At 66.9% G+C, this 19,677-nt stretch carries 15 protein-coding genes; 4 read left to right on the top strand and 11 right to left on the bottom strand.

The genetic code is table 11. From position 1 onward, the window contains the following. Window positions 1-16 precede the first annotated feature (16 nt). The 4 genes from ABEA50_RS30445 to casG all read right to left on the bottom strand — a co-directional run bounded on the left by ABEA50_RS30445 (window position 17) and on the right by casG (window position 4,519). Window positions 17-214 (bottom strand): hypothetical protein, encoded by a 198-nt coding sequence (locus ABEA50_RS30445; RefSeq protein WP_345499905.1) that lies wholly within the window; start codon window positions 212-214, stop codon window positions 17-19. A 309-nt stretch (window positions 215-523) separates the two neighbouring features. After that, window positions 524-1,717 (bottom strand): DoxX family membrane protein, encoded by a 1,194-nt coding sequence (locus ABEA50_RS30440; protein WP_345499904.1) that lies wholly within the window; start codon window positions 1,715-1,717, stop codon window positions 524-526. A gap of 541 nt (window positions 1,718-2,258) precedes the next feature. Further along, on the bottom strand, window positions 2,259-2,747 hold the full coding sequence (locus ABEA50_RS30435) for a hypothetical protein (RefSeq protein ID WP_345499902.1): 489 nt from the start codon (window positions 2,745-2,747) through the stop codon (window positions 2,259-2,261). Window positions 2,748-2,869: 122 nt separating this feature from the next. Further along, entirely contained in the window at window positions 2,870-4,519 is a 1,650-nt protein-coding gene (casG, locus tag ABEA50_RS30430; protein ID WP_345499900.1) for a steroid-24-oyl-CoA synthetase, read from the bottom strand. A gap of 411 nt (window positions 4,520-4,930) precedes the next feature. Between casG and ABEA50_RS30425 the strand changes: the two genes are divergently transcribed. After that, window positions 4,931-5,692, top strand: a complete 762-nt coding sequence (locus tag ABEA50_RS30425; RefSeq protein WP_345499898.1) for a DUF6319 family protein — start codon at window positions 4,931-4,933, stop codon at window positions 5,690-5,692. 26 nt (window positions 5,693-5,718) lie between these two features. Here ABEA50_RS30425 and ABEA50_RS30420 read toward each other — a convergent pair whose 3' ends face one another. From ABEA50_RS30420 to ABEA50_RS30410, 3 genes are read right to left on the bottom strand one after another with little or no spacing between them, the layout of a single operon-like run. Then, a complete protein-coding gene (locus ABEA50_RS30420; RefSeq protein ID WP_345499896.1) occupies window positions 5,719-7,515 on the bottom strand; it encodes a GGDEF domain-containing protein in 1,797 nt (598 codons plus the stop codon). Continuing rightward, window positions 7,515-8,069, bottom strand: a complete 555-nt coding sequence (locus ABEA50_RS30415) for a hypothetical protein (protein ID WP_345499895.1) — start codon at window positions 8,067-8,069, stop codon at window positions 7,515-7,517. The genes ABEA50_RS30420 and ABEA50_RS30415 overlap by 1 nt, the downstream gene beginning before the upstream one ends. 11 nt (window positions 8,070-8,080) lie before the next feature. Further along, complete coding sequence (locus ABEA50_RS30410; protein ID WP_345499894.1) at window positions 8,081-8,701, bottom strand: pyruvoyl-dependent arginine decarboxylase; 621 nt, start codon at window positions 8,699-8,701, stop codon at window positions 8,081-8,083. A gap of 362 nt (window positions 8,702-9,063) precedes the next feature. Between ABEA50_RS30410 and galK the strand changes: the two genes are divergently transcribed. The 3 genes from galK to ABEA50_RS30395 all read left to right on the top strand — a co-directional run bounded on the left by galK (window position 9,064) and on the right by ABEA50_RS30395 (window position 12,437). Further along, window positions 9,064-10,203, top strand: coding sequence for a galactokinase (gene galK / locus ABEA50_RS30405; RefSeq protein WP_345499888.1), 1,140 nt, complete (start codon window positions 9,064-9,066; stop codon window positions 10,201-10,203). Window positions 10,204-10,460: 257 nt separating this feature from the next. Then, window positions 10,461-12,173 carry a sodium:solute symporter family protein gene (locus tag ABEA50_RS30400; RefSeq protein WP_345499956.1) on the top strand — a complete coding sequence of 571 codons (1,713 nt, stop codon included), beginning with the start codon at window positions 10,461-10,463 and terminating at the stop codon, window positions 12,171-12,173. 12 nt (window positions 12,174-12,185) lie between these two features. Beyond that, window positions 12,186-12,437 (top strand): hypothetical protein, encoded by a 252-nt coding sequence (locus ABEA50_RS30395; protein ID WP_345499887.1) that lies wholly within the window; start codon window positions 12,186-12,188, stop codon window positions 12,435-12,437. Between the two features lie 71 nt (window positions 12,438-12,508). On the opposite strand, the gene ABEA50_RS30390 is transcribed toward ABEA50_RS30395, so the two are convergent. The 4 genes from ABEA50_RS30390 to ABEA50_RS30375 all read right to left on the bottom strand — a co-directional run bounded on the left by ABEA50_RS30390 (window position 12,509) and on the right by ABEA50_RS30375 (window position 19,624). Further along, window positions 12,509-13,990 carry a PepSY-associated TM helix domain-containing protein gene (locus ABEA50_RS30390; protein WP_345499885.1) on the bottom strand — a complete coding sequence of 494 codons (1,482 nt, stop codon included), beginning with the start codon at window positions 13,988-13,990 and terminating at the stop codon, window positions 12,509-12,511. A gap of 930 nt (window positions 13,991-14,920) precedes the next feature. After that, window positions 14,921-15,484, bottom strand: a complete 564-nt coding sequence (locus tag ABEA50_RS30385; RefSeq protein ID WP_345499884.1) for a hypothetical protein — start codon at window positions 15,482-15,484, stop codon at window positions 14,921-14,923. Window positions 15,485-16,211: 727 nt separating this feature from the next. After that, the gene (locus ABEA50_RS30380) at window positions 16,212-17,849 is read right to left on the bottom strand and encodes an acyl-CoA synthetase (protein ID WP_345499883.1); all 1,638 of its coding nucleotides are present in this window, start codon (window positions 17,847-17,849) and stop codon (window positions 16,212-16,214) included. A gap of 143 nt (window positions 17,850-17,992) precedes the next feature. After that, a complete protein-coding gene (locus ABEA50_RS30375; protein WP_345499882.1) occupies window positions 17,993-19,624 on the bottom strand; it encodes an acyl-CoA synthetase in 1,632 nt (543 codons plus the stop codon). Window positions 19,625-19,677 lie beyond the last annotated feature (53 nt).

Below are 19,677 nucleotides of genomic sequence, written 5' to 3'. Positions count from 1 at the left end.
CGATCCGCGCTGCGGGTCATTCGTCGAGCGGATCGCGCAGCGTCATCCCCTCGACGGCGCGTAGTCGCGCGCTCATCATCGTCAGCAGGTCGAGCGAATCCTCCGATAAACCGATCGCCGTACGGATCAGCCGACGCAGCATCGGATCGGTCACCCGGCCGATCGTGGCCGCGTCGTCGCCGGTCGGCGGGGTACTGCATCGGTCGAGATCCACGCGAAGGTACTCACAATCCGGTCATCTGGCCCCTCGGACCATCGTGGGTGCGCTGGTCAGCGCACCGAAATTCTCGAGGGTCAACCGGCTCGAATCCCGCAACCAGCCGCGTGGCGACCGCGCGATCGCGGCGCCGGCCCTGCGCTACTGACGCCGGACGTGTCGGACGACCCGGCCAATCATTATGCCGTTGTCCGGGCGGATTACGTTGCGCGCCACGGCTTTAAACTGACACGATCTTGTGTCAGCGGCAAAGCCGTGGCGCGCGTGTTCAGTATGCGGTTGTGGTTTCGGCTACCCGCGTTCGCCTCAGCGCCGCCAGGGCCGACCGCGGCCGCGGGTCTTCGCGGCGAGTGCCGGTCCGCGTCCCCGTCCTGTCGCGGTGAACTCGCCGCTGCGCTCCCTGGCGAGTTCTGTCAGTTCGGCGCGGCGTTGTTTGGCGATTTCGGCCCAGTTGGCGCTGCGGTCTTTCGCGGTTTCGGCGAGTTCGGGTCCTCGGTCCTTGGCGACCTCGGCGAGTTCGGCGCCACGTTTCTTGGCGAGCAATGCCCAGTTGTTGCCTCGGTCGCGCGCGAGTTCGGTGAGTTCCGGTCCTCGGTCCTTGGCGAGTTCTGTCAGTTCGGCGCGGCGTTGTTTGGCGATTTCGGCCCAGTTGGCGCTGCGGTCTTTCGCGGTTTCGGCGAGTTCGGGTCCTCGGTCCTTGGCGACCTCGGCGAAATCGGCACCGCGCTTCTTGGCGATTTCGGCCAAGCTCGCGCCCCGGTCCTTCGCGGTTTCGGCGAGTTCGGGTCCTCGGTCCCTGGCCACTTCCGCGAGTTCGGCACCCCGTTTCTTGGCCACTTCCGCGAGTTCGATGCCCCGTTCTTTCGCGGTCTCGGCCCATTCGGGACCGTGGCGCTGCACAGTCTCGGCGAGTTCACCACCCTTGCTTGCCGCGACGGCGCCGAAGGCACTCGCTCGGCCGGCAGCGTCCTGGGCGTGCTTGCGCAACGAATCGCCGGTCGAACTGGTGTCTGTGCCGAACGGCAGCGCGGTGGAGACCGCGGTGGCGGTCCTGCGCGCGGCGCGGCGTCCGCGCCAGCCCACCGACGGCTTGCCCTCGGTGTCGGCGGCGGCGATCAACAGCCCGCCCAGCAGGCCGACATCCTTCAGGAACGCCGCCCGCTTGGCGGCCTTCGTCGCGGGATCCTGCTCGTTCCAGAAGTCCTGCTCGGTCACGGTCGCGGGCACGACGGTCACCGCGAGCACCGCCGCGGACACCCTGGGCAGCTTGCCGAACGCGAGCAGTGTCCCGCCCGCCACCTGGGCAACGGCGTTGGCGCGCACCACCGTGGCCGGATCGGCGGGCAGCTTCTCGGCGTATTGGTCGGGCAGGCGGCCCTGTCCCTCCTGCACCAGAGCGTTCGCCGTCTTCGTCCGTGATTCCGGATGACGCAGCGTATCGATACCCTGCACAACGAACACGCTGGCCAGCAGCGGTCTGGCAAGTCGGCGTAGCAACATTTAGCTTCCTCTCGTCGTCGGCACTAGGGGCCGTGTTCCCGGAAGAGACCAGACCAAACGGTGCGCGTGTGCTCGATCACCGCGCACCGTGGGTACAGCGATCATCGCTCGCCGCGCGCCGACCGTTGGGAGATCGGCGGTGTTCGCTGGAAACAGTCTCGACCAGGGAGGCACGTTCACTGTCTGACCGGTGGTGTCTTCGTTGCTTGGTGGGGCGGTGTCTTCGTCTCCTGACGGGGCCGTGCCTTCGCCGCTTGGCGGGGCCGTGTTCACAGCCCGACGCGGCGGTTGTTCATTGTCCGGCGGGGCTGTTCATCACCGTCCAACGGGACCGGTTCGTCCGCTGCCCTTCGCGGCTGGTTCACTCACCGCTCCACGGGGCTGTCCCATTGGGCTCTGCGGCCACGACCCACGAGGTTGGCCGGAATTGTCGTCGCGCTCAGCTCGGTCGGCGGACTCGGTATCGCGGCGAAGGTCTCGGCCCCGGCTTGCTTCGCCGCGGCGGCCCGGCGTCGCCTGCACAGCTCGCACGGACGGTGGCTCACAGCCCGACGGGGCCGCGGCCGCCTTCCTGCGGTTGGACCGTGCTCGTCCACTGCGGCTCGTCGAACCAGTCGGCGGCGACACGTTGGTGACATTCGCAGTCCGCCGTGCACTGCCAGCCGGGCGTCCCGGTCGCGCCGGTGGTCGTGACCATGCCCGCGAGCCGGTCGTAGTCACGGAGTGAATCGGCGGTGAGCGTGGCAGCGCACGCGAGGACCGCCACCAGTGCGCCGAAGATCAGCAAGCCCGTCAGGCCCGCGTTGTGCAGCGCGCCTACCGCGAGTGTCGCGGCCAGGCCGACGATTAGCACCAGCGGCAGTGCCCACCACGGATCGCGGATGCCGCCCGCGCCGGTGCGCCCGGTGGATGCCGTCGAGGAGGCGGACGAGAATCCCGGCAGCGGAAGGCGATTGGTGGACCGACCGGTTCGGTCCTGCGGGCGTAATCGTTTGTGCACGGCGGCCCCCTGCCTTGGTGATTGCCGCACGGCCGATCGACGGCGGCAGCCTTTCATGACCACCTTCGAGCGTATACGTCACGGGCGCGGACCTGAAGGGGTCGATCGCGAAGAGACACGCTGTGCGCGAAGACTTCACGGTGCGTGTGCGCTCACACGGCAAGCGCGGCGCGTATCACCTTCCCCGTCGCGTTGCGCGGTAGCGCGGACGTGGTGATCCGCCACTGCGTCGGTACCTTGTAGCGCGCGAGACGGTCAGCGACGAACCTGGCGAGCTCTGGTTCGGTTGCGGTGACACCATTTTCGATCACCACGATGACGCCGACGCGCTGCCCGAGGTCGGGGTCCGGCACGCCGAGGACGGCACACTCACGCACGGCGGGATGCTCCTCCAGGCACTGCTCGATCTCGACGGGGTAGATATTCTCACCGCCGCGCAGGATGAGATCCGAACGCCGACCGGATAATTGGAGTCGGCCCTCGTGTTCGGTCCCGATGTCACCGGTGCGCAACCAGCGGTCCTCGGTGATCGCCGCCGCGGTGGCGGCCTCGTCGTTCCAGTAGCCGAGCATCACGTATGGGCCGCGCACCCAGATCTCACCCTCGACGCCGTCGGCCACGGGTTCACCCGCGCTGTCCCGGATCTCGACGGTCACGCCGATAATGGGCCGCCCCACGGTCTCCGGGTGGGCCGCCAGGTCGGCGGGACTGGCGAGGGTCGCCGCCGTACTGCATTCGGTGAGCCCGTAGCTGGTCACCAGGGACGTGCGTGCGACGGGAAGTCGCTCACGCAACGCCTGTTGCATCGCCGCCGACGAAGGCGCGGAGTTCAGTGAGAGCCCGGCCAGCGACGACAGCTCGTAACGCTCGAGATCGGCCTCGAGGATGCGATGCGCCATGGTGGGCATCGCGCCCCAGTTGGAGATGCGCTCGCGTTCGATCAGTCGCAGTACGCGGTCGGCCTCGAACGCGCCCTGATGCAGGACGGTGGTGTCGCCGGTGACCAGCCGAGGCACGACCAGATTGTGCAGGCTGGCGATGTGGAACAGCGGCGAGGTGAGCAGGAAACGTCGTCCGCTCGGCGGCTCGGCCCTGCCGGCGAGTGCGGCGCCGAGATAATCACCGAACCGGTGGTATTCGACGACCGAGGCGAGGTTGCGGTGCGAGTGCACCGCACCCTTCGGGCGTCCGCTGGTCCCGCTGGTGTAGAGGACCACGGCGGGGTCGTCCTCGGCCACCTCGGTGACCGGCAGTGTGCGCGAATCGAATTCGTCGACCAGAGCGGGTAGATCGTGTTCCATCGTCAAGACGGGGACGCGAATGTCCAACTCGGCGAGCAGCGCCGCACGCTTGGCGTCGACGACGAGCACCGAGGGCGTGGTGTGTTCGATGCCATAGGTGATCTCGCGCGGCACCCACCACGCGTTGTAGCCGACCGCGATCGCGCCGAGACTCTGCGCGGCCCAGAATGTCAGCACCCATTCGGGGGTGTTCGCCGCGAGAATGCCGACGCGGTCGCCCTTCTCGATGCCGTAGCGCTCACGCAACGCGGTGGCGAGCGCGGCGACCTGTGCGAGGTGTTCGCGAAACGTCAGGCGCCGACTCTCGGTGACGAGGTAGTCGCGGTCGCCGAATTCGCCCGAGCGCGACAGCAGCTCGCCGAGCGAGCGGGCACGGTGTTTCATCACCGGGGTCGGTGCCCCGAGCACGTGCTCGACCACCTGCTCGAAGCGCCCGCCTGGTCCGGTGAGCTGGGCTGTCGCCGTGGCTGCCATGGCCGCGAGATCGGACGGTTCGGTCATCTGCGCACTTCCTCTATCCGGTGCTTCGGTCGTCTCCATCATGCCGCCGGGCCTCCCGTGCCGCTGGCGGTTTCGGTCAACCGGCGGCCTCGGCCGCGCGGTCGAGACCGGATTCGCGCGCTCTTCTCGGGGCGCCGGCGCGGGTTTCAGGGCTGGTATTGCCGCACCTGCTGTCCCGCTGGCGAACGTCGCTCGGCTGCCGAGGATGGGTGACGATCGTGTCATCGCGCACGCGGCGCGGATGCTCTGCGCGATCGGTTTTCGGGCACGAGGGTCGCCTGCCTCGGCGTGGTCCTGCCACCCTTCTCTGGTCGTGTGTGCTCCCCGGAGGGGAGGTGGCGTGCGGATCTGTCGGTACTGTGCGGCATCATCTGTGCACGCAGTCATCCACGAATATCGCTCGGAGCTACCATGCCGTCCCCACGAACCAAGCCACAGCCATTGTCGGACAGTGAGATTCAGCAGATCGCCGCGGAGATCAAAGGTGGTCGTCCACCGATGGTGTGGTTCACCGCCGCGGCCGTCGGTGTCGCGGAAGGCCGTTCCGGCAAGGTGGTCGCGCTCGGCGATCCCTCTATCGAGGACTTCCTCGAGGTCCGACCGACCGGATCGAAGGACGTGCTGTCTTTCTCTCCGGCCGAGGTGACCTTGACCAAGCCGCCGCGCGGCGCGACCCCTGCCACGCCGAAGTCCGCTACCACACCGAAGCCCGTCGCCACGCTCGAACCCGAATACGTCCCGACCACCCCGAAGGAAATGCCCGTGACTCAGCCGTCGGCCACCCGCACCGCTTCTGCCACGCCGGCACCGGCGAAAACTGTTGCCAAACAACAGGGTTCGCCGAACGGCGAGGCGACCAAGCCGGAGGCCGCGCCCGCGGCGAAGAAGACGGCGGCGCGCAAGACGAAGACACCCGAAGTCACCGTGACGCTCACCGGCACCGCCGACGGCGAGTGGACCGTCGACGTGGTCAACGGCAAGAAGCGCACGGTCCGTGGACTCGCGGTAGCCAGTTCCGCGGTGGCCCAGGCGGCCAAGACGTTGCACCCCGAGGTGGCCGACGTGGTCGCCGGTGTCCTGGATGCCGCACGCGACGTGCAGGAAGCGAAAGTGCAGGCGTTACAGGCTGAGCTCGAGCAGGCGCGTCGGCTGTTGGAGGATCTGACCGACTGAGCGATCGCGTCCGGGTCGTCCGCTGCTCACACCGAGGTGCTTGTCGGGTTGCCGCTCGAGGTGGTCGGCGCGTCGTCTTCGGTGTCGCTGGGAAATGTGGTGCGTCGAGGTTCGGGTTCGGTCAGCGCCGTGCTCGGCAACGCGCGCTCGGCCTGTGCGTTGCCGCGCCGCGAAGACCGTTTGTGTGGACGGTCCTCGCCGAAGCCGCTCTCGCTGTCGCGTGCACCGATGCGGTTGGCGCCTTCGGTCGGCTCCTGAGCGACCGTGGCGTGAGCGTCGCCGCCACCGCTACCGCCGAAGGCTGTGCCATTGCGGCGCGCGGTATTACCGCGCAATGCGGCGTTGGCGTGAAACGCCGTGTTGTCGTGGAAGGCGTAACCGAGCGAATCCTCCTTGGCTCGGTACATCGCCGAGTCCGCGTCCCTGATCAGATCGTGCACGGTATGTCGCGTCTCGCGCGGCCCGCAGGCGATGCCGATGCTCGCCGTGATCGGAATCTCACCCGCACTCAGCGCGAAGGGGCGAACGAACGCGCCGATCAACCGTTCCGCCAGCGCGGCGGCTTCCCGGCGTTCCAGGCGCGAGAGCACCACGAACTCGTCCCCGCCGTAGCGCGCGACGATGTCGTCCTCACGCACCACGCGACGAATCCTGGAGGCCGCGTTCGCGATCAGCTCGTCGCCGACCGCGTGGCCGTAGCTGTCATTGACCATCTTGAAGCCGTCCAGATCGATGAACAGCAAGCAGACCGGGTACCCCGACCACGGGTCCGCGTTGCCGGACGGGGCGCGCAGGAGCGCCGATCGATTCAGCAATCCGGTGAGCATGTCGTGGTCAGCTTGGTACTGCGCGCGTTTCTCGCTGCGCACACTGCGCACGATGGCGCGCTCGCTGCGCACGAGGACGCCGATGAGCATGAGCGCGAACAGTGAGGACACCACCACGCGGTCCAGCGGCCGCAGCGTGGAACCGACCACCGGGACCAGCGAGGCGACGATCAACGCGACCGCGATGACGCTGGCACGCTGGCGGGAACGATGGGGGTGGATCCGCCGCAGTGTGCCGAGCCCGGCCATCGTCGGATGCAGTGCCGCGACACCGACGGTGGCGTAGGCCGCGAGCAGCGGGGTGCCCAGCACGTCCCGATTGATGGTGGTGGTCTGCGCGGCGTCCAAGCTGTAGCCGAGATCGCCGAACAGGACGGCGATCAGCCCGACGTGCAGCAACCGCAGCGAGATCTCCGAACGGGTGGTCGTGGCGATCGAGTGCGCTACCAACGCGAGCAGCAGCGCGTCCAGCACCGGATATGTCGCCGCCATCCACAGATTTGTCGACGCGTCGTGGTTACGCAGAATCGGCGAGATGAGAAAGGTCCACGAGGCGAGCAGCGCGCCGAGTCCGATCAACGCGGAATCCAACACCAGGTCGTAGCTGCGGCTGATGTGGCGCGGGCGCAACCAGATCAGCGCGGCGAGCCCGAGACCGAGGTAGCCGAGAATCGTGCACACGTCGTCCACCGGGCCCAGCGTGTCGCTGTCGCGCAGGACCGAACCGATCGCGAACAGGACGGCCGTGGCCGACAGCAGATACCAAGGCAGTGGATACACCGGACGATGCAACCGCAGCCCGATGCCGATCATGATCAGCGTGGTAACGACCACCGTCACCATCGTCAGAAACGACAGCAGGCGCGAATGAGCCGCGAGATGCAGGCCGACCGCCACCGCGCAGACTCCGAAAAGCGCTGCATACCATCGCAATCCGGCGCACCATTGGCTGTGCGCCGACTGCTCGTGCTCGCTGTGGCCTTCGCTGGTCGTCATCAGCCCCCCTTGGTCGCTCCATCCCCTGTGAACCGGGCAGCGTAATAGGTTTGCGAATCCTCCACCGCTATCTCGACATTCGCCTGCTCATCGAGAACCGCTCGAATGCTGTCGGCGAACGAGAACCGAGCATTGTTGTACGAGCAGATATCCCAACCGACGGTCGCACGCTCGGCGACCAAGACCCGGACCACCGATTCGATCATGGCATGGAATGCCGCGCCTTGTCGCGCGGTTGACGCAACCACCGTGAATCCGGCGTAGTAGATCGCATCGCGCGCGGCATGTTCAGGATAGCGCGCGGCGAAGTATTCCGGGCTGATCCACGGCACCGTCGCCAAGTGTCGGGTCAGCGTGGTCACCCCGATCGGTTCACCCGTGCCGGTCCTCGCCACATGCTTGTGCACGCGGGGGTCGACCATCTCCTCGCGGAATTCCTCGGCGTGCAGCACCTGTCTGGCGATCGCCTTGGTGCGCAGCGCACCGAATTCCCGTTCGTAGAGCCGGTAGAACATGTCGATGTGTTCGTCGGGGATCTTTGTCTCGATCGTCACGTGTAGCTCACTCATCGGCGTGCGCCCCCCGAACCCCGTGTCGTGCCCGAATTCCACGGAATATTCTGATAGGCGGCCATGACGAGAGCGCATACGGGTGCGCCCTCGCTGCGAGTTTCGGTGGTGCACAACCGCACCGGGCCGAAATCCTCCGGCCGATTGCCCACCATCTCACCGAGGCTGGCGTGAATCTGCGCGCTCACCTCGTCGGTGGTCTCGGCCTCGTGTTCGACGAAAAGCCCTGCACCGGAACCGTCGTCGCGTAGCGCCCAGCCGATGCCAGCCGCCGCCGTCGCGCCGACCCCGCTCGCGTGCTGCACCGCGTAGACACAGTAGAGGCGGTCACCCCAGGGGACCGGCTCGCTCGCCCCTCGCCCTCGGCGCAGCACCGCGCGCGGCGGAATGACCGACGACAAGCGGATCAGGTTCGCGTTGCCCGCGCCGAGGGCGCACAGCGCGGCATCGAAGGCGGAGATCGCGGTGGGACCCGCTCCGGTCGCCGCGCCGATATCGATGGTCAACGACGGTCGGAAAATCGCTCGGTCCTGTGGCCGCAGCAAATCGATCCAGTGCCGTCCCAGTAGGCCGCTACGCGGCCCGAGTAAGCCGCTACGCGGGGTGTTGTGGATCATGATGCCCTCCCGAAAGCCCGGCCCTCTATTTTCGCAGGCCGCCATTGCGTCAAATTCGACTGTGCGCTTGTATTCACGATCGCGCACCTTTCTCAGTCGAAAACAGTGTCCCCGTGGCGTGTCTCGCACTGGGTGCACGCAGGCGACTGTCTTGAATGCGACGCTGGTCGCGAATGCGCCGGGTATTGCCAGCGGTGGGACAGCGGTGCGCGCAAGCCCGTCGCTCGTGTCGGTCGGCGCAAGCTCCGCCCCGGATCTGAGGCGTGGGCTTCGCCGTGGTGCCGGTTGGCGCGGGCTTCGCCGCGACGGGCAGCATGAGCGAGTACGCACCATGCGGGCAGACCAGTGACAGGAGGAACGAAGTGCGAACGTGGGTGGCGCCGGGGCGGGTCAATATCATCGGCGAACACACCGACTACAACGACGGGTTCGTGCTGCCGATCGCGCTGCCGCAGGTGGTCGAGTGCGGTGCGCGGGTACGCACGGACGGGCGCGTGTGCGTGGTGTCCGAGCAGCGCGACGACTCGGTGACCGTCGAGGTGGGCGAGCTGCTCGCGCGGCGTGACGAGGTGCCGGGCTGGTCGCGGTATCCGCTCGGTGTCGTCGCGGAATTCGTGCGGCGCGGGCATCCGGTGAGCGGCATCGACCTCGAGTTGGACGGCGCGGTGCCGATCGGCGCGGGCCTTTCGTCCTCTGCGGCGTTGTCCTGCGCGGTGGCGATCGCGCTGCGGGATCTGTTCGCGCCGTCGATGAGTCGCTTCGAGTTGATCGATGTGGCCCGTGCCGCGGAGAACGACTACGTCGGCGCGCCCACCGGCCTGCTCGACCAGTCCGCGTCCGTCCTGTGCACCGAGGGGCACGCGTTGTTCCTCGACATCCGTCGCTTCGGCGAAACCGAGGACGGTTCGTCGGACGGGAACGAGCGGGGTTCGGCGCACGAACAGATCCCGTTCGACCTCGACGCCTTCGGATTGCGGTTGCTGGTGATCGATACCGGGCAGACTCACAACCACGCCGAGGGCGGATACGCCCGCCGGCGTGCCGAATGCGAGGCCGCCGCCGCGGCGCTCGGCGTGCCCGCGTTGCGTGACGTGCCGTCGCTCGACGTCGTCGACGGACTCGCCGACGAGGTGCTTCGCCGCCGCGCCAGGCACGTGGTGAGCGAGAACGCGCGCGTGCTGGAGGTGGTCGAGATCCTGCGCGGCGGTGGGGACCCGCGGGCGATCGGCCCCATCCTCACCGCAGGACACGTCTCGTTGCGCGAGGATTTCGAGATCTCCACCGCCGCGTTGGACACCGCGGTCGCCACGGCGCGGGCGGCGGGAGCCCATGGCGCGCGGATGGTCGGTGGCGGATTCGGCGGCAGCGCGCTGGCTCTGGTCGATCACGATCGCGTCGACGCGGTAGCCGATGCGGTCCGCGAAAAGTTTCTGGCCAGCGGTTATTCAGAGCCGCGGACGTTTGTGGCCACGCCGTCGGCCGGCGCGCGCATGGTGATCTGATCAATCGTTCAAAAAGTTCGCGTGATTGTGGCCCGAGGTCGTAGCACAATCACGCAGAGTTACTGTGAGCCGACGCCGATCGGCTTGCGATGAGGGAAATCGCGCGCACGACGTAGTACCGCACGCCAGTAGTACACGCACGGCCTCGCACGACGAACGATCTCGCTCGACGCCTGTTTCTTGCCAGGAGGGACGCTGTGCCGCTTGTTGACTCATCCGTGCTCGATTTTGTGACCCCAGTCACATCGAAACCGGACATACTCGCCTCGACCACCTATACCGAGGCCGCCTCGACGCTTCGACTCGATGCGGCACCGGTCGATTACGCGTTGGTCGCCTTATATTTCGTGTTCGTCCTCGGGATCGGGATCCTGGCACGACAACGCATCTCCTCCAGCATCGACTTCTTCCTGTCCGGGCGTTCGCTTCCCGCCTGGGTCACCGGTTTGGCGTTCATCTCCGCGAACCTCGGCGCCGTCGAGATCATGGGGATGTCGGCCAACGGTGCCCAATACGGTTTCCCCGCCTTCCATTACTTCTGGATCGGCGCCGTGCCCGCCATGCTGTTCCTCGGTGTGGTGATGATGCCGTTCTACTACGGTTCCAAGGTCCGTAGCGTGCCGGAGTTCATGCGTCGGCGCTTCGGCACCGGCGCGCACCTGGTGAACGCGCTCAGTTTCGCGATCGCACAGGTGCTCATCGCGGGCGTCAACCTGTACCTGCTCGGCTCGATCGTCAACATCCTGCTCGGCTGGCCGCTGTGGGTGTCGGTGGTGGTCGCCGCCGTGGTCGTGCTGTCCTACATCACACTCGGTGGCCTGTCCGCGGCGATCTACAACGAGGTGCTGCAGTTCTTCGTCATCGTGGCGGCGCTGCTGCCGCTCACCATCGTCGGCCTGCACCGCATCGGTGGTTGGGACGGACTGCGTGCGCAGGTATCCGGCTCGCCCGGTGGGGCCGCGCAGCTGGATTCGTGGCCGGGTAACGCGCTCAGCGGATTCACCGACAACTTCCTTTCGGTGATCGGCATCGTCTTCGGCCTCGGCTTCGTGCTCTCGTTCGGATACTGGACCACCAACTTCGTCGAGGTGCAGCGCGCGTTGGCCACGCACTCGATCTCGGCGGCGCGCCGCACCCCGATCATCGGCGCGTACCCGAAGATGTTCATTCCGTTGATCGTGGTGATCCCCGGCATGATCAGCGCGGTGCTCGTGCCGCAGATGAGTGAGTACAAGCAGGCCGTCACCGCCGATCCGGACTTCAAGGGCGACACCACCTATACGCAGGCGCTGCTGTACCTGATGAAGGAGGTACTGCCCAACGGCCTGCTCGGTGTCGGGCTCGCCGGTCTGCTCGCGGCGTTCATGGCCGGTATGGCCGCCAACATCTCGGCGTTCAACACCGTGTTCAGTTTCGACCTGTGGCAGCAATACATTCGCAAGGACCGGCCCGACGGCTACTACCTGAGGATCGGTCGACTGGCCACCGTCGGCGCGACCGTTGTCGCGATCTTCACCGCGTTCATCGCCTCCGGCTTCAGCAACGTGATGGACTACCTCCAGACGCTGTTCAGCTTCTTCAACGCGCCGTTGTTCGCCACGTTCATCCTCGGCATGTTCTGGAAGCGGATGACGCCCGCCGCTGGTTGGGCGGGTCTGGTCAGCGGTACCGGGTCGGCGATCATTGTGTTCATCCTCAACGAGATCGACGTGTTCTCGCTGTCCGGACAGGGCGCGAGTTTCGTCGCCGCGGGTGTCGCCTTCGTGGTCGATATCGTGGTCAGCGTCGTCGTTACCATGGTGACCGAGCCGAGGCCCGTCGAGGACCTGGTCGGGTTGGTGTACTCCGAAACCCCCAAGAGCGTGCGCACCGATCCCGAATCCGGTTCGCTGCCTTGGTATCAGCGTCCGGTGCTGCTCGCGGGCATCGCGTTGGTCATGGTCATCGCCCTCAACATCTTCGTCGGATAAGGAACGGTAGTCATGTTTTTCGACATCCGAACGATCGTCGGCGCCCTGCTCGGCCTGTACGGAATCGTCCTGATCATCACCGGTTTCGTGAACAACACCGCCGCCCAGGAGGCCAAAACCGGCGGCATCAACATCAACCTCTGGTCCGGCATAGGCATGGCCGTGTTCGCCCTGCTCTTCATCCTCTGGGCCTACCTCCGTCCGGTAGTCACCCCCGACTCGGCGGCGACCTCCGAGGAAGAACCCTCCACCGAAATCCCCTGATCACCACGATCACCAGGACATCTCGGCGTCCGTACTCGAACGATCCGCCGCCGATGTCCTGGTGATCTTTTTTATGCCTTCCTGAGGTGGGAGGCGGCCGCGAGGGTGAGGTCGACGGCCAGGAAAGCTAGCAGGGACAGGCCTAGTAAGGGGGCGAACCAGCCGATCAACGCTGCGGCGAGCACAGCGGTCGCGATCAGCTGGGGGGAGCTGGCGCGCAGTGATCCTCGGCGTGGCGGGCGGCCGACGAGTGTGGTGGCCGCGTCGGTGCGCGTGCGGGTCGGGCGGCGGCGCCACCACATCAGATAGCCGCGCGCCACCACGGTCACCAGGCCGACCATGGCGGCAAGCAAGAGCAGTTGGTTCGCGAGACCGAACATCAGTCCCATGTGGAACTGGATGCCCCAGTTGCTGAGCTTGGCGATCAGTGGCCAATCCGAATAGGGGAGCGCGTCCGTGACGGCTCCGGTCGCGCCGTCGACGGCGACCGAATCGACACTGTAGGTGCCGGACTTGCGCCGCTCGGTCACCGTGAACGCCTGGTCCCGCGCGGTCGGGATGGTGATTTCGGCGGCCTTGGTGACACCATTGGCGCGCGCGGTGGCGTAGACGGCATCGAGTTGGTGCACGTGCCGCATCGCCTCGCCCTGATCCGCGCCCATCTCGGCCGCGCCACCGTGATGGTGCTCGGCACTCGAATCGTGCGTGGGCACAGCGCTCCCCGGTAGTGCCGTGCTGACGGCCGGGGTAGTCCAGCTGAGCTGTTCGCGCAGCTGGGTGACGTGCTCGCCCGCGTATGTCGACCAGGTCATTCCCGTCGCCGACAACAGCAGCAACAAGGGAAGCAGCCAGATCCCCACCGCGCCATGCCAATTCACCGTCCGATTGCGCCCGGAGCGCGAGCGATCGGGTCGCAGCAGCCAACCGACGGAATTCCTGGTGCGCCGCGCACGCACCCGACGCACCCAGATGACCAGCCCGGCAGCCGCGATCACCCACAGCCAGGAGGCCGCGAGTTCGCTGTAGATCCGGCCGGGTTCGCCGAGATGCAGGCTCCGGTGCAGGTTGTCGATCCAGGTGCGCAGGGGGAGGGCGCCGCCGCTGCCGTAGACGACGGTGTCGCCGAGGATGTGCCCGGTGTAGGGGTCGACGAAGACCGCGCGGCGCTCCGATTCGCCGAGCGTCGGGTCGTCGAACAGCACGCGGGTACTGTCGTTCGGTCCGCCCGCCGGCGCGACGGCCACCAGGTTCTTGTCGGGTTGGCTGCCGACAGCGTTGTGTACCTGCTCCGACAGCGGTGTCGGTGTCCCGCTCGGTTCGACGTGCAGCAGGTCGCGGGAGGTGATCGACTCCAACGTCGGTGCCAGGGCGTACAGGCCGCCGGTGATCGCGGCGATCAGGATGAACGGTGCGACGAACACTCCGGCGTAGAAGTGCAGTCGCAGGGCGAGCGCGACAAGACCGCCGCGCGCGGCCGGGACACTGCCGGTCTCGGGTCTGCTGGGTGGCGTGGATCGTTCGTCGTCGGGTCGGGTTTCTTGGGTCGTACTCATGAACGTGTTGTTCCGTTTCGACAGGAGTTGCTGGTTCCCGGTGGTGTTCGGTGTGCGGCCTGCGACGTCCGCGAGGTCCGCCGTGTGCGGCGAGTGGGTCGTCCGTGCTCGCGGCGATCGTTTCGAGCCGACTGTGTCGCTGGCCGTGGTGCGTGGCGAACCCGAGACGGCTCGACCGCATACGGAGCGCCACCGTGCGCAGAGCATCGGCGCCACAACGTCATCCGGCGTCGCCGCGCCCGTGCGAGCGGTAGCCAGACCTCGCATGCGGTCCCACCTGTGACTCAGCGATGCTGACCGCACCGGTCTGGAACCGGGCGATGCACCGTCGAATCACTGAAGTTCCCTCGGCTGTCGAGGTGAACAGTCGTCTCAGGGTGTGCCTCCGAAGTGGTCCCGCAGGTCCTGCCCACAGTTCGTGGTGCGATGCGAAGTTCGGATCTCGCACGTTCGGCCGCACTACCCGTCGCCGGACCCACTCGTCCGCGCCGCGTCCGATGTTCTCGGTCGTCGCGCTTCGATAAGTCCGAATACGTCGGCCGCGAATCGGCGTACTCGACGCGCACCACGCGTGTACCGAGCACGCTGTCCGGGTCGCCGGGTCGCCGGGTCGCCGGGTCGCCGGGTCGCCGATGTGGCGACACCCGAACCGAATGGATTTCGCGAGTGGGCCACCGTGCACAGCTGGCTTTCGCAATCGGCAGCGCCGACAGCGGGTGCGCCCGCACGAATCGAACAAGAACATCGTCCGAAGCCGCACCGTCCGGGTCGCCAACATGGCGTTCACCGTTGCCCCGAGGAGCAATCCGCATCCGAAACCACGGTGCCGGAACCGATTTCACGCGAACCGACTACCCGAACAGCACACGCGGCGCGCACACTGCCGCCGACACCTACCCGAGCGCGAATATCACCGGGAATAGGATTGTTTCAGCGCAGCGCAACCGCCGGTGGGCCACGGGTGCGTAGCAACTGCGCGGCGAGCACGCGGAGGATCACCCGGTCGTGATGGACCGTGCGCAATGGTGCCCGGTCGGGAACATCCGGTGCGGGGAGGCGCAAGCGCAATGTGCGGGTCAGCGTGGCGGTGCCCGCCCGGTACGCGGCCTCCACGCCGAGTACCACCAGTGCGGCGAACGCGGTCGCCAGCACGTGTGCCATGAGCATCGTCGGCGACAGTCGCAATCCGGCATGACCCGAATGTCCCGCTCCGAGTCCCATACTCACGTGGCCGAGGAGCTGCCCGGCGAACAACGCCGTTACCAGGCCGGACCCGGTGTCGCGCAGCGGCGCGAGTCCGGCGACGAGCGCGCCGATCAGCGCGCACGCGGCGGCGAGGAGGATCAGTGTGGTGCTGTCCGGTGCCATCCCGTTCGAGGCCCACCCGTGTGCCGCGACCGACACCGCACCCGAGAGCATGCCGACCGACCCACCGCGCACGCGCGCGAGGGCATCGCCGCGACTCGCGGCGGCCCGGTCGGCCTCGGTACTCACCCGTCGATGTTAGCCCGGACGACGACGGACTTCGCTCCGGCGGCCGAATCCTGGAGTAGCCCGGTGCGCGGGAGACCACCGGGCCCCGGGGAGCGGCAGGCCCTCCTGTCTGCCGGGGTTGTGGTCGTGTGTCGAACGGATGCGGGTCGGCGGAAGTGACGCAGCAGTGCGGACATCGACTACGGCAGCCAGGTCCGTTCTTCGGGGAACCAGACCTGTGACGTGGTGTTGTGTCGCAGACACTCGGCGCGGTTCTGCGACGGCTCTCGGGGGGTGCAGCTGCGTGGCTCCGTGTCGCAACGACCGAAGCCGGAGGCAAGATGCGTGTGTTTCGGGTTCGGATGCCCATCGGGAGATCTGGATTGGACGGTGGTCGATGATCGCCTCGATGGTGTTGTGGTCGCCGACAGCTATTCGCGGGAGTCGAGGTTCCGGCGGGACCGAGCGGAGCCGACCACAAAGTCGGGTGCCGAAAGTGCTGCCCTATAGCCGCGGTGGTGCGGCCGCACAGCGCCCTCGCTACAGATCTCCCTCGGTCCGGGCCCCGTGCACGCTGCGCGGCCACGGGAAATTCCCTGCGGTGCCGACGTCTGCCGAATCGGCCGACCGTCGCGACGACAGCGCGTAACGAAACGCTGCCCCAGTCGAATACTGTGGCAGCGCAACGCTTTACCTCGTTCGAGCACCTCGAATACGGTGCACGGGACCGAATCGAACGATCGCCGACTCAGACCTCCCGCTCGATCAGCGGTTTGCGCAGCAACTTGCCCGTGGCGTTGCGCGGCAGTTCCTCGAGGAAGATCACCTCGCGCGGCACCTTGTACCGAGCCAGGTTGGACCTGACGTATTCCTTGATCTCCTGCGCATCGCGCTTGCTGTCGGGTCCGGGAACCACGAAGGCGCGCAAGCGCTTTCCGAACTCACGGTCGTCGACGCCGACGACAGCCGCCTCGAAGATGTCCTCGCGGCCCGCGATCAGGTTCTCCACCTCGAGCGGGAAGACGTTCTCGCCGCCGGAAACGATCATGTCGTCGTCGCGGCCGTCGATGTAGAGCAGCCCGTCGGCGTCGAAATGGCCGACATCGCCGCTGGACATCATGCCGTCGACGATTTCCTTGGTGCGTCCGTCGGTGTACCCGGTGAACGCGAAGCCGTTGTCGACGAAGATCGTTCCGGTGACCTCCGGTTCGGTGATCGGCTTACGGTCCTCATCGAGCAGGACGATCCTGATGCCGACCGGAGCGCGGCCCGCCGTGGTCGGCGACTTGCGCAGATCCTCCGGGGTCGCCACGGTCATCACGGCGCATTCGGTGGAGCCGTAGAGGTTGTAGAGGCTGTCGCCGAAATGGTCGAGGGCGCGGGTGACCACGTCGGGCGAGATAGCGGAGCCCGCCGCGAAGATCACCTTGATGCTGCTCGGGTCGTACTTCGCCAGGATCTCGTCGTCGAGGTCGAGGATGCGCTGTAGCATCGTCGGCACCACCACCAGCGAATCCGCCTGGTAATTCTGGATATTGGCGAGCGTGGTGGCCGGATCGAATCTGCGCTGCTGGAACACGACCCGGTTGCCGAGGGCAAGGCCGAGGGTGAACTGGGACAGCCCGGTGCCGTGGAAGATCGGTGCCGCCATCAGCATGGTGCCGTTGTTGGGCAGCGGAACCCGGTCGACGAACTGCGCGGAGGCGAACGGGCTCACCTTGTCGCGCGGTGCGCCCTTGGGGGTTCCGGTGGTGCCGCTGGTAAGGATGACCATGCCGCCCGGCTTCTCCGGGGCTGGCAGCGGGGTGGTGGCCTGACCTTTGGACACCGACTCGATGGTCGGGATCGACGGGTCGGCACCGTCCTTCTCGTCGACCCAGGTCAGGATCCGGGGAATCTCGGAGGGGATCGCGCTCATCAGGTCGAAGAACTCGCTGTCGTGCAGCACCGCCTTGACCTTCTCGCGCTCGGCGACATCGGCGAATTGCGGCTTGGCGAAGCCGGTGTTCATCAGGACCGCGCGCACGCCGAGCTTGCCTGCCGCGAGCATGCTGAGCACCATCCCGCGATGGTCGCGGGCGAGCACGGCGATCACATCACCCGGCTCGATGCCCTGCGCGGCGATGCCGCGCGCGAACGCGTTCGACCGCTCGTTGAGCTCACCGAAGGTCAACTCCCCGCGTTCGTCGACGATCGCGCCCGCATCCGGCCTGCTCTGCGCGGCGTGCATTACCACACCGGCGAAGGGACCGAACTTGAGCACGTACCTGGCCGAGCGGGCCGCGTGATCGAGCCGGAGGGGATTGAACAGACCACGCTTGAGCATCACATTGACGCCGGATGCGAGGTCACCCGCTTTGCGGAGCGCGGGGAAGGACACAACCATCGGACAAACCTTCCGGCGGTCCACCACTTGAGCGCGGGTGGGTGGAAGACCACTAAATCGAGTTCCAGTGCTGGCGACAACCCTATCAAGAGCCTGTTACCCGATGTGTCACGTATCTCGGCCGACGGCGGCCGCCCTTCGGCTTACGCGGGCGCCTCGTATTCCACCAGCGTGCGGCGCACCAGCTTGCCGGTCTGGTTCCGCGGCAGCTCGTCGAGGAAGATCACCTCGCGCGGCACCTTGTAGCGCGCGAGATTGTTCTTCACGTGTGCCTTGATCTCGTCGGCATCCGGTGTATGACCCGGTTCGGGAACGATGAAGGCGCGCAACCGCTTTCCGAACTCGACGTCATCGACACCGACGACGGCCACGTCGTTGACGTCGTCGCGTTCGAGCAGCAGGTTCTCCACCTCCAGCGGGAAGACGTTCTCGCCGCCGGAGACGATCATGTCGTCGTCGCGACCGTCGACCATGAGCAGGCCGTGCTCGTTGAAGTGCCCCACATCGCCGCTGGACATGTAGCCGTCGATGATCTGCTTGTGCCTGCCATCGGTGTAGCCCTCGAACGGCGCACCGCTGCGGATGAAGATGCGCGCGGTGGTGTCGACGGCGGTGACCTGCTTGTCGTTGTCGTCGAACAGCCGCACCTCGCAGGTGATCGGCGCACGTCCCACCGTGCCGGGCGCGAGGGCGAGATCATCGGGGTTGGCGACGGTGGCCACGGCGCACTCGGTGGAACCGTAGAGGTTGTAGAGCACCGGGCCGAACGTCTCGGTGGTCTTCGCGCACAGCTCCGGCGACAATGCCGAGCCCGCGACCAGGATGCAGTTCAGCGAGGACAGGTCGTAGCGTGCGCGCACCTCGGGAGCGAGCTCGGTCATCCGGTGCAGCATGGTCGGGACCGCGACCAACATCTGAGCCTTGTTGTCGGCGACCAGCTTCAGCGTCGCCTCGGCGTCGAAGCGCCGGCGCAGGACCACGGTGTTGCCCATGGCAGAGGCCACCAGCCAGGAAGCCAGGCCGGTGCTGTGGAAGATCGGCGACACGATCACCTGGGTGCCGCCCGGTGGGAACGGAATGCGGTCGATGAGCTGGGCGGTGCTCAACGGCGTCACCTTGGTCCGCGGCGCGCCCTTTGGTAGGCCGGTGGTGCCGCTGGTGAGGATGATGAAACCGCCCGGCTTGCTCGGCGGCGGCAACGGCGCGCTGTCGGCACGGTAGGCGTCGACCAGATCATCCAAAGTCTGTGTGCCCTCGGGCAATTCGGTGCCATCGTCGACCCAGGTGAGCACGCGGGGCAGTTCGGCGGGCAGCGCGTCCAGCAGGCCGAGGAATTCGCTGTCGTGCAGCACCGCCTTGACCTTCTCGCGGGCGCAGACCTCGGCGAACTGGGGTTTCGCGAAGCCGGTGTTCATCAACGCCACTCGAACACCGAGCTTGCCTGCCGCCGCCATGGACAGCACCAGCCCTCGGTGATCGCGCGCGAGAATGCCGATCACGGTGCCTTCGGTGACTCCGGCCGCGCGCAGGCCACGGGCGATCGCGCTGGATTGGGTGTCGAGTTCGCCGTAGCTGATCGGGCCGCGCTCGTCGATGATGCCGGGGAAGTCGGGCTTGACCCGCGCGTTGTGCCTGATCGTGGCGGCCTGCGGGCCATAGATCTTGGTTTCGCGGATCGTGCGCAGTGATTCGAGTGGTTTCTTGGGGTCGCCCACCCCGCGTGATCGGAGCAAACCGAACGCCTTGACGGTTTCCAGCGCGTGCGCCATTTTCATGTCGAACACCTCCACACAACCTCGCGTCGGCAACTCGACCTAGCGAACGGGTA

The organism is Nocardia callitridis (genome assembly GCF_039543305.1).
Taxonomy (GTDB): Bacteria; Actinomycetota; Actinomycetes; order Mycobacteriales; family Mycobacteriaceae; genus Nocardia; species Nocardia callitridis.
This window is presented reverse-complemented; position numbering and strand designations above follow the sequence as displayed.